Raw genomic sequence first — 9,707 nt, forward strand, 5'->3', positions numbered from 1 at the left:
CGACCATGCGAACATGCGCCGCTGCAGCCGGCAGGGATCCGGCGAGTCGACCCAAAAGGTCGGCAAGGTCTGGCTGCCTCCCGTGAGGCGGTCGTGTCGATCCGGCTGCAGTCAACCCAAGAGGTGTATTAATGACTGAGAAAGTCGAAGATATCGATCCGCAGGAGACGGGAGAATGGCTTGAAGCGCTCGAAGCCGTCATTCGGGAGGAGGGTCCCGAACGCGCCCACTACCTGCTGGAATCACTGGTGGAGCGCGCGCGGCGTCGGGGTGGCCATATTCCCTTCACCGCCACCACGGCTTACCTCAACACCATTCCACCTCATCTGGAAGCAAAGTCACCCGGCGACCACGCCCTGGAGTGGCGGATTCGATCCATCATCCGCTGGAACGCCATGGCCATGGTGCTACAGGCCAACAAGCTGCGCGCCGGTGTCGGCGGCCACATCGCCAGCTTTGCCTCCAGCGCAACCCTTTACGATGTGGGCTTCAACCACTTCTGGCATGCGCCCAGCGACAGCCACGGCGGCGATCTGGTCTTCATGCAGGGCCATTCCGCCCCTGGCATCTACGCACGCTCCTACCTTGAAGGCCGCCTGAACGAGGAAGAACTGCGCGGCTTCCGGCAGGACGTGGGCGGCACGGGTGTGACCTCCTACCCGCACCCCTGGCTGATGCCGGAGTACTGGCAGTTTCCCACCGTCTCCATGGGCCTGGGACCCATCATGGCCATCTACCAGGCACGCTTCATGCGCTACCTGCACAACCGCGGCGTGATCAATGCCGACAAGCGCAAGGTCTGGGCCTTCATGGGCGACGGCGAAATGGACGAGCCGGAATCCCTGGGCGCCATCGGTCTGGCCGCCCGCGAGAAGCTCGACAACCTCGTCTTCGTAGTCAATTGCAACCTGCAGCGCCTGGACGGCCCGGTGCGGGGCAACGGCAAGATCATCCAGGAACTGGAAGGCGAATTCCGCGGCGCCGGCTGGAACGTGATCAAGGTGGTCTGGGGGTCTGGCTGGGACAACCTGCTGGCCAAGGACCAGACCGGGTTGCTGCGCAAGCGCATGGAAGAATGCGTGGACGGCGAATACCAGAACTTCAAGGCCAAGGGCGGCGCCTACACCCGCGAGCACTTCTTCGGCAAGTATCCGGAGTTGCGCGATCTGGTGGCCAATATGTCAGACGAGGAGATCGGGGCGCTGTCCCGGGGTGGTCACGATCCACACAAGGTTTATGCCGCCTACAAGGCCGCCGTCGAGCATACCGGTCAGCCCACCGTCATCCTGGCCAAGACCGTCAAGGGCTATGGCATGGGCAGCTCCGGCGAAGGGCAGAACATCACCCACCAGCAAAAGAAGATGGCGCTGGAATCCCTCAAGGATTTCCGCGACCGCTTCGACATCCCCGTACCGGATGACAAGCTGGAGGAAACGCCCTTTTACAAACCCGAAGAAGACGCACCGGAGATGCAGTACCTGCGGGAGCGCCGCAAGGCCCTGGGAGGTTACCTGCCGGCCCGTCGACGCAAGGCCGAGGCACTGAAGGCCCCTGACCTCTCCGCCTTTGACATCCTGCTCAAGGATCTCGGCGAGCGGGAAATGTCCACCACCATGGCCTACGTGCGGATTCTCTCCATCTTGGCTCGGGACAAGACCCTGGCCAAGCATGTGGTACCCATCGTGCCGGACGAGTCCCGTACCTTCGGCATGGAGGGGCTGTTCCGGCAGCTGGGTATCTATGCTCCCTTCGGCCAGCTCTACACGCCGGAGGACGCCGATCAGCTGATGCTCTACAAGGAGGACAAGAAGGGGCAGATCCTCCAGGAAGGGATCAACGAAGCCGGCGCGTTTTCCTCCTGGATCGCGGCCGGTACGGCGTACAGCAACCACGGAATTGCCATGATTCCGTTCTACGCCTACTACTCCATGTTCGGCTTCCAGCGGATCGGCGATCTGGCCTGGGCAGCCGGGGACATGCAGGCTCGCGGCTTCCTCATGGGTGGCACCGCCGGGCGCACCACGCTGAACGGGGAAGGCCTGCAGCACCAGGACGGCCATAGCCTCATCCAGGCTGGCACCATCCCCAACTGCGTCTCCTACGATCCCACCTTCCCTTACGAGATGGCGGTGATCATCCAGGACGGCCTGCGGCGGATGTTCGAAGAGCAGGAGGATGTTTTCTACTACATCACGATGATGAACGAAAACTACTCTCAGCCGGCTCTGCCCAAGGGTGCGGAAGAAGGCATCCGCAAGGGTATGTACCTGTTCAAGGAAGGCGGCAAGGGCAAGCTCAAGGTTCAGCTCCTGGGCTCTGGCACGATCTTCCGCGAGGTGATGGCCGCCGCCGAACTGCTGAAGCAGGACTGGAAGGTGGACGCCGACCTGTGGAGCTGCACCTCGTTCAACGAGTTGCGGCGCGACGGTATCGCCGTCGATCGCTGGAACATGCTGCACCCCGACAAGAAGGCCAAGGCCAACTGGGTGCAACAGCAACTCAAGACGCGCAAGGGCCCCGCCATTGCGGCCACCGACTATATGCGCAACTACGCCGACCAGATCCGTCCCTATCTGGATGATCGGCGTTACGTGGTCCTGGGTACCGACGGCTACGGCCGCTCCGACACCCGGGAGCAGTTGCGCCGCTTCTTCGAGGTGGACCGCTACTACGTCACCGTGGCAGCGCTCAAGGCGCTGGCGGACGACGGCCAGGTGCCGGCGAAGACCGTGGCCGAGGCGATCAAGAAGTACGAGATCGACCCGGACAAGCCCATGCCCTGGACGGTTTAAGGCCGCCCGGCGCCCACCGACAACGGCGGGCGCCGGTCCCCGTATGCAGTTCCGCGTCGTCGAGACGACGATGCGACGCACTGGCAAATAAAGGAACGCAGTATGGCGACCAAAGCAATCAAGGTGCCCGACATTGGTGACTTCGACGAGGTGGATGTCATCGAAGTGCTGGTGTCGGTAGGCGACACCATCGAAGCCGAACAATCCCTGATCACCCTGGAATCCGACAAGGCCACCATGGAGGTGCCCGCCTCCGAAGGCGGCAAGGTCACGAAGGTGATGGTCAAGGTTGGCGACAAGGTGGCCGAGGGCGCGGCCATCATCGAAATCGAACCAGCGGATGGCGCAGGCGCAGCAGAGGCGCCAGCCCAGGACGAAGCACCCGCAGAACAGCCAGCGCCCGCAGCGGCGCCTTCCGCTAGCGGCGGTGGCGGCACCCAGGAGGTGACCGTCCCCGATATCGGCGACTTCGACGAAGTCGACGTCATCGAGGTGCTGGTCTCCGCCGGTGACAGCGTGGAAGCCGAACAATCGCTGATCACCCTGGAGTCCGACAAGGCCACCATGGAGGTGCCCGCCCCCGCAGCGGGCACGGTGAAGGACGTCAAGATCAAGGTCGGCGACAAGGTCAGCGAGGGGTCGGTGATCCTGACCCTTGAAGCAGCCGGCGGCGCAGCCCCGGCGGCCAGCCAGGAAGCACCGGCCAAGGCCGAGCAGACCACGGAGAAACCCACCGAGAAGCCCGCTGAGCCAGCCCGCACCCAGCATCACGTGCATCAGGTTGAAGCCGACGCGGCCCCGGTGCCAGCGGCATCCATCGACAGCAAGGGCCACAAGCTCGCCCATGCCTCGCCGTCGGTGCGGCGCTATGCCCGGGAGCTGGGCGTGGACCTGTCCCGGCTGCAGGGCTCAGGCCGCAAGGGGCGCATCCTGAAAGAGGATGTGCAGGCCTTCGTCAAGGGCGTCATGAAACAGGGCGGTGGCGCCGCTGCAGGCGCTCCGGCCACTGGCGGTGCGGGTATTCCGCCCATTCCGCCCCAGGACTTCTCCAAGTTCGGCGAGGTGGAAGAGCAGCCCATGTCCCGGATCAAGAAGATCTCCGGGCCACATCTGCATCGCAGCTGGTTGAACGTACCCCACGTCACGCAATTCGACGAGGCGGACATTACCGAGCTGGAAGCCTTCCGCAAGGCAGAGAAAGCCGCCGCCGAACAGGAAGGCGTGAAGCTGACGCCGCTGGCCTTCCTGGTGAAGGCCTCGGCCCGGGCGCTGCGCAAGTTCCCGGATCTCAACAGCAGCCTCAACCCCGCCGGCGACGCCCTGATCATCAAGCACTACATCAACGTGGGCGTGGCGGTGGATACCCCCAACGGTCTGGTGGTGCCGGTAATCAAGGATGCCGACAAGAAGGGCATCTACGAGATTGCCGCCGATCTCGGCGTGATCAGCAAGAAGGCGCGGGACGGCAAGCTTGGCCCCGGTGACATGCAGGGTGGCACCTTCAGCATCTCCAGCCTGGGCGGTATTGGCGGCACGGCGTTCACGCCCATCGTCAATGCGCCGGAGGTGGCCATCCTGGGCGTCTCCAAGTCGGAGATGAAGCCGGTATGGAACGGCAAGGAGTTCGTACCGCGGCTCATGCTGCCGCTGTCCCTCTCCTACGACCACCGGGCCATTGATGGCGCCGCCGGCGCCCGGTTCACCACTTATCTGTGCGGTTTGCTGAGCGATCTGCGCCGCCTGGTGCTGTAAAGGCAACGGGCCCACCGCAGCTTTCACTCACACCGATAGGCGGCGCCGGAGACAGTTCGGCGCCGCATCACAGCCAAAGGAACGCACTATGGCGAGCAAAGAGATCAAGGTTCCCGACATCGGCGATTTCGACGCCGTGGACATCATTGAAGTCCTCGTCGCCGAGGGCGACACCGTCGAGCCCGAGCAGTCACTGATCACGCTGGAATCAGACAAGGCCACCATGGAAGTGCCCGCCCCCGAGGGCGGCAAGGTGGGCAAGCTCCGGGTCAAGGTGGGAGACAAGGTCAAGGAAGGCGACGTGATTCTCGACCTGGAGCCCGCCGCTGGCGGTGCCGCCACGGCCGACGACAAGCCGGCGGAGGCCCCGAAGCAGGCGAAGACGCCGGAACCCGCCAAGCCTGCGCCGGCCAAGCAGGCCGCCACGGACGCACCATCCGACGCCGACTGCGACGTGGTGGTCATCGGTGCCGGCCCCGGCGGCTACACTGCCGCCTTCCGCGCCGCCGACCTGGGCCTGAAGGTCGTACTCGTGGAGCGCTACGAAACATTGGGCGGCGTCTGCCTCAATGTGGGCTGCATCCCGTCCAAGGCATTGCTGCACGTTGGCCACATCATGGATACGGCGGCGGCCTTCAAGGACCACGGTATCGTCTTCGCCAAGCCCAAGATCGAACTGGACAAGCTGCGCGGCTGGAAAGACAAGGTCATCGGCAAGCTCACCGGCGGTCTCGCCAGCATGGCCAAGCAGCGCAAGGTGGAAACCGTATTCGGCAATGCCGAGTTCACGGGTAGCCACAGCCTGGACGTGAAAGGCAAGGACGGTACCCGCAGCATCAAGTTCAAGCATGCCATCATCGCCGCCGGCTCACGGCCGGTGGTGCCACCGGGGATGGATCTGGATGATCCCCGGGTGATGGATTCCACCGGTGCCCTGAAGCTTGAGGAAATCCCCAAGCGGCTGCTGGTGGTAGGCGGCGGCATCATCGGCCTGGAAATGGCCACGGTGTACGAGGCCCTAGGCAGCAAGATCACCGTCGTGGAGCTCATGGATCGCATCATGGTGGGTGCCGACAAGGACCTGGTGCGGCCTTACGAGAAGCGCATCCGTGCCCGCTACGAGAACGTCTTCCTCAACACCAAGGTCACCGGTATGGAGGCCCAGAAGAAGGGCATCAAGGTGACCTTCGAGGGCAAGGACGCGCCGGAATCCGACACCTTCGACCGGGTACTGCTTTCCGTGGGCCGTCGACCCAACGGCGATCTGCTCAACCTGGAAGCGAGCGGCGTTCCCAGCGATCGCGGCTTCATCCAGGTGGACGAGCACATGCAGACTGCCGTGCCGCACATTTACGCCATCGGCGACATCGTCGGCCAGCCCATGCTGGCCCACAAAGCGACTCATGAGGGCAAGGTGGCGGCGGAGTGCATCGCCGGCGAGAAGAGCGCCTTCGACGCCCGGGTGATCCCCTCCGTGGCTTATACCGACCCGGAAGTGGCCTGGGTGGGCCTGACCGAGGAGCAGGCCAAGGAGCAGGGCATCAAGGTGGAGAAAGGCGTCTTCCCCTGGGCCGCCAGTGGTCGTGCGCTGGCCATGGGTCGGGAAGAGGGGATGACCAAGCTGCTCTTCGACGAGGAGACCGGGCGACTGCTGGGCGGTGCGGCCCTCGGCCCCAATGCCGGCGACCTGATGGGCGAGATCGCGCTTGCCATCGAGATGGGCGCGGAGGCCTCGGATATCGGTCTGACGGTGCATCCGCACCCGACGCTGATCGAGACGGTGGCCATGGCGGCGGAAGCCGCCGAAGGCACCATCACGGACCTCTACATCCCAAAGAAAAAGAAGTAGCCGGCCTCGGCCTCCCGTAGGGTGCGTTAGCGCGCAGCGCGTAACGCACCATAACTGCGGCCCGACACAACCCCAAACGCCGGTTGTGTACGCCTCTCCGGGACCGTCAGCGACAGGGATGTCGCTGTCGAGCCCCCATGGATGGGTCTACGGCGTGTCCCGGAGAGGCGTACGCGACCGGCGTTCCCTGATCCCTGCCGCCTCCCGACTCCATGCGATGCACCGCGTAAAGAGAACCGACGTGGTACGGGCTGCGTTCTCGTATGGGACGGCTTTCGGCAAGGGCCCTGTGGCGGGTGCGCCGGCCCGGGACTCGCCGTGAATACATCCCTGTAGGCTCGACAGCGACATCCCTGTCGCTGACGGTCCCGGACCGGCGCACCCGCCACAGGGCTCGGCGACTTCTGGGCACTGATGCTTACTGCCTTGCTCTGCGAGCCGCCGGGATGAGGGTCTCTGCAACCAGGGCGTCTAGATGACGCAGGTAGGCGCTGCCAGAACCGGGGGGCGTGGGGTCGGAGGTGATGACAATGGTCATGGCCACCGAGGGGATCACATAGAGCATCTGCCCACCGAAACCCCATCCATAGTACGCGGGCTCACCATCCAGCTCCGTGATGAACCAACCGTAACCGTACTGATTGTTATTGAACGGTGACCGCCCCCGGGGCGTCCAGGAGTTCTCCACCCAGCCCTCGGGCAGCACCCGCTCGCCGTTCAGTACACCATCATGACGATACAACTCACCGATCTGCAGCAGGGCACGCGGCGAGAGATTCATGTCATTGCCACCAAAATAGATGCCCTGGGGATCTCGCGGCCATTCCGGGATCACGATATTCAGCGGATTTCCCAGCCAGTCCTGGGCCAACTCCCGGGTGGTGCGGCCCGAGGCCCAGGTCAGGGCCGCCGACAGGATATGGGAGTTGCCGGTGGAATAGAGCATCCGTCCGCCAGGCGCATCCACGAAAGGCCGGGTCAACGCCGCCGTCACCCAGTCGTCGCTGGCCACCCAACGCCCGTAGTTGGCACCGGACGTGCGCTCCAGGCCGGACTGCATTGCCAGCAGATGCCCCACCGTGATGTCGCTGACGCCGGGCTCCGTATTCTCCGGCATGCGCGTGCCGATGAGTTCGGCAATGGGTTGCTCATCGCCCGCGACAAGTCCCTGTTCGATGGCAGCGCCCACCAGTGCCGCGAGTACCGTCTTGGACAGGGATTTGACGTTGGCAGGCTGCGCGGTTCCCGGCCCACGATAGCTCTCTTCCAGCACGATCTCCCCATCGACAGCCACCAGCAGACTGTGGGTTCGCTCCAACTCCCCGGCCCGGGTCACGGCCTCAGCCGCCAGACTCTCATCCAGGGCGGCCGCCGACTGCCCCCAGACGACAAGGGCGAACAAACCCGACAGACAACAGAGACGAAGCTGGGGGGAGATGGATGTCATTCCGCGATGCACCTGTGTTCCTGTAACAGCCATACAGAGTCCATGATGCGCCGCATGTTCCCTTGCTTTGGATCATGTCGCCGCTACGGCCGCCCGCTACAATCGCGCCCACACCGAGCCAGGGGATATCGATATGCGCATCACGGTGATCAACGCCCATCCCGATCCGGATGAGCAGCACTATATCGCGGCCCTGTGTCAATCCTACGGACAGGGTGCCACCGAAGGCGGCCATGAAATCCGCCAGATCGAAGTCGGCAGGCTGGCCTTCGATTTCATCCGCAACCAGCAAGACTGGCGGGATGGCGAGGTTCCCGTGGATATCCGTGAGGCACAGGACGCCATTACGTGGTGCGAACACCTGGTGCTGGCCTACCCGCTGTGGCTCGGAACCATGCCCGCGCTTACCAAGGGCTTTCTGGAACAGACCTTTCGCCAGAACTTCGCCTTCAATAGCAACAACGTGGCCGATATCAGCGCCAGGCGTCTTCGCGGACGCAGTGCCCGCATCATTGTCACCATGGGTATGCCAGCCCTGATTTACCGCTGGTTCTATGGTGCCCACAGTCTGCGCGCGGTAAAACGAAACATCCTGCGCTTCTGCGGCTTCGGGCCAGTGCGTACGAGCATCGTCGGCGGCGTCGGCGGCTCTGCGAAACACCGCGAGGCGCAACTGGCCCGCATGCAGCAGCTTGGCAAGGCTGGTCGCTAAGCCCCAATCAGACCGCCAGTTGCGTTATCATGCCTGCACTCTGAGCAGTGACGCTTAGTCGACAGCGTCCGATGGCAGGATCCATGGTCTGCGCGCGAATCACAGCAGTTGCGCACTACGTGCCGGAACGCCGTGTGTCCAATGCAGACCTGCGGCGACACTTCACGGCGCTTGGCGAGCCCGACGTCATCGACAAGTTCGAGGCCAGCAGCGGCATCCTGCAGCGTTGGTATGCACCGGATGACTGGGCAACCTCCGACCTTGCCCTGCCCGCGGCCCGCGAAGCCCTGCAACGCGCCGGCAAGACCGCCGCCGACCTGGATCTCATCATTGTCGGGACGGACTCCCCAGACTACATCACCCCTTCAACCTCGGTTGTGCTGCAGCACAAGCTGGGAGCGGCCCAGGCCGGCACCTTCGATGTCGGTTGCGCCTGCGCTTCCTTTCCCACGGCCATCGCCGCCGCCGCGGGGCTGATCTCCAGCAGCCCAAGCATCCGAACCGTACTCGTGATCGGGGCCTACATGATGCAACGCCTGGCGGATCACGATGATCCCATGGTGTTCTTCTATGGCGATGGTGCCGGTGCCGCAGTAATCGAAGCAGCCGACAGCCCGGGTTACCTGGGTGCCGCGTTTCTTGCCGATGGCAGTTATGCGCAGAGCTGGGGCATTTTCTCCGGCGGCACCCGGGAGCCAGCAAGTGCGGCATCGGTCGCCGCCGGCCGCACCCAGGTGCGGCTGGTGCATCGTTATCCGCCGGAGATCAACGACGAGGGCTGGCCCAGGCTATTCCAGCAGCTCGCCTCCCGATGCGGCTTCGGCATTGACCAGGTGGACGGCGTGATCTTCACCCAGGTGCGCCGGGAAACCATCGAGAAAGCGGCAGCGACCATCGGTTTGCCGCAGCACAAGGCACACATGATCATGGATCGCTATGGCTACACCGGCTCGGCCTGCATCCCCATGGCGCTGTCCGATGCGCTGGATCAGGGCAGAGTCGGGCCCGGCGATCTGGTGGTGCTCATTGGCTCGGGGGTGGGCTTCAACCAGGCGGCGGTCGCCGTGAGGCTGTAAACAATGGCCAGTTCAGCCAGATGGCATAGACTGATCCCTAAAGGACAAACAATACGGCAAGGATACCAATCGAGGAGTT

At 63.9% G+C, this 9,707-nt stretch carries 6 protein-coding genes; 5 read left to right on the plus strand and 1 reads right to left on the minus strand.

Annotated features, from left to right (window positions below; all coding sequences use genetic code 11):
• Positions 1-131: 131 nt before the first annotated feature.
• The 3 genes from aceE (at position 132) to lpdA (ending at position 6,393) form a co-directional block, all read left to right on the plus strand.
• Complete coding sequence (gene aceE, locus J2T57_RS02050) at positions 132-2,792, plus strand: pyruvate dehydrogenase (acetyl-transferring), homodimeric type (protein WP_253473472.1); 2,661 nt, start codon at positions 132-134, stop codon at positions 2,790-2,792.
• A 102-nt stretch (positions 2,793-2,894) separates the two neighbouring features.
• Complete coding sequence (aceF, locus tag J2T57_RS02055) at positions 2,895-4,544, plus strand: dihydrolipoyllysine-residue acetyltransferase (protein WP_253473475.1); 1,650 nt, start codon at positions 2,895-2,897, stop codon at positions 4,542-4,544.
• An 88-nt stretch (positions 4,545-4,632) separates the two neighbouring features.
• Complete coding sequence (gene lpdA, locus J2T57_RS02060; protein ID WP_253473478.1) at positions 4,633-6,393, plus strand: dihydrolipoyl dehydrogenase; 1,761 nt, start codon at positions 4,633-4,635, stop codon at positions 6,391-6,393.
• Between the two features lie 418 nt (positions 6,394-6,811).
• Here the strand turns inward: lpdA and J2T57_RS02065 are convergent, their stop codons facing one another.
• Positions 6,812-7,840, minus strand: a complete 1,029-nt coding sequence (locus J2T57_RS02065; protein ID WP_253473481.1) for a serine hydrolase domain-containing protein — start codon at positions 7,838-7,840, stop codon at positions 6,812-6,814.
• Between the two features lie 67 nt (positions 7,841-7,907).
• On the opposite strand from J2T57_RS02065, the gene J2T57_RS02070 reads away from it, so the two are divergent.
• Both J2T57_RS02070 and J2T57_RS02075 read left to right on the plus strand, forming a co-directional pair.
• The gene (locus J2T57_RS02070; protein WP_253473483.1) at positions 7,908-8,552 is read left to right on the plus strand and encodes an NAD(P)H-dependent oxidoreductase; all 645 of its coding nucleotides are present in this window, start codon (positions 7,908-7,910) and stop codon (positions 8,550-8,552) included.
• A 71-nt stretch (positions 8,553-8,623) separates the two neighbouring features.
• Positions 8,624-9,628 (plus strand): 3-oxoacyl-ACP synthase III family protein, encoded by a 1,005-nt coding sequence (locus tag J2T57_RS02075; protein WP_253473486.1) that lies wholly within the window; start codon positions 8,624-8,626, stop codon positions 9,626-9,628.
• Positions 9,629-9,707: the final 79 nt, after the last annotated feature.

It is taken from the genome of Natronocella acetinitrilica (assembly GCF_024170285.1).
GTDB lineage: Bacteria > Pseudomonadota > Gammaproteobacteria > Nitrococcales > Aquisalimonadaceae > Natronocella > Natronocella acetinitrilica.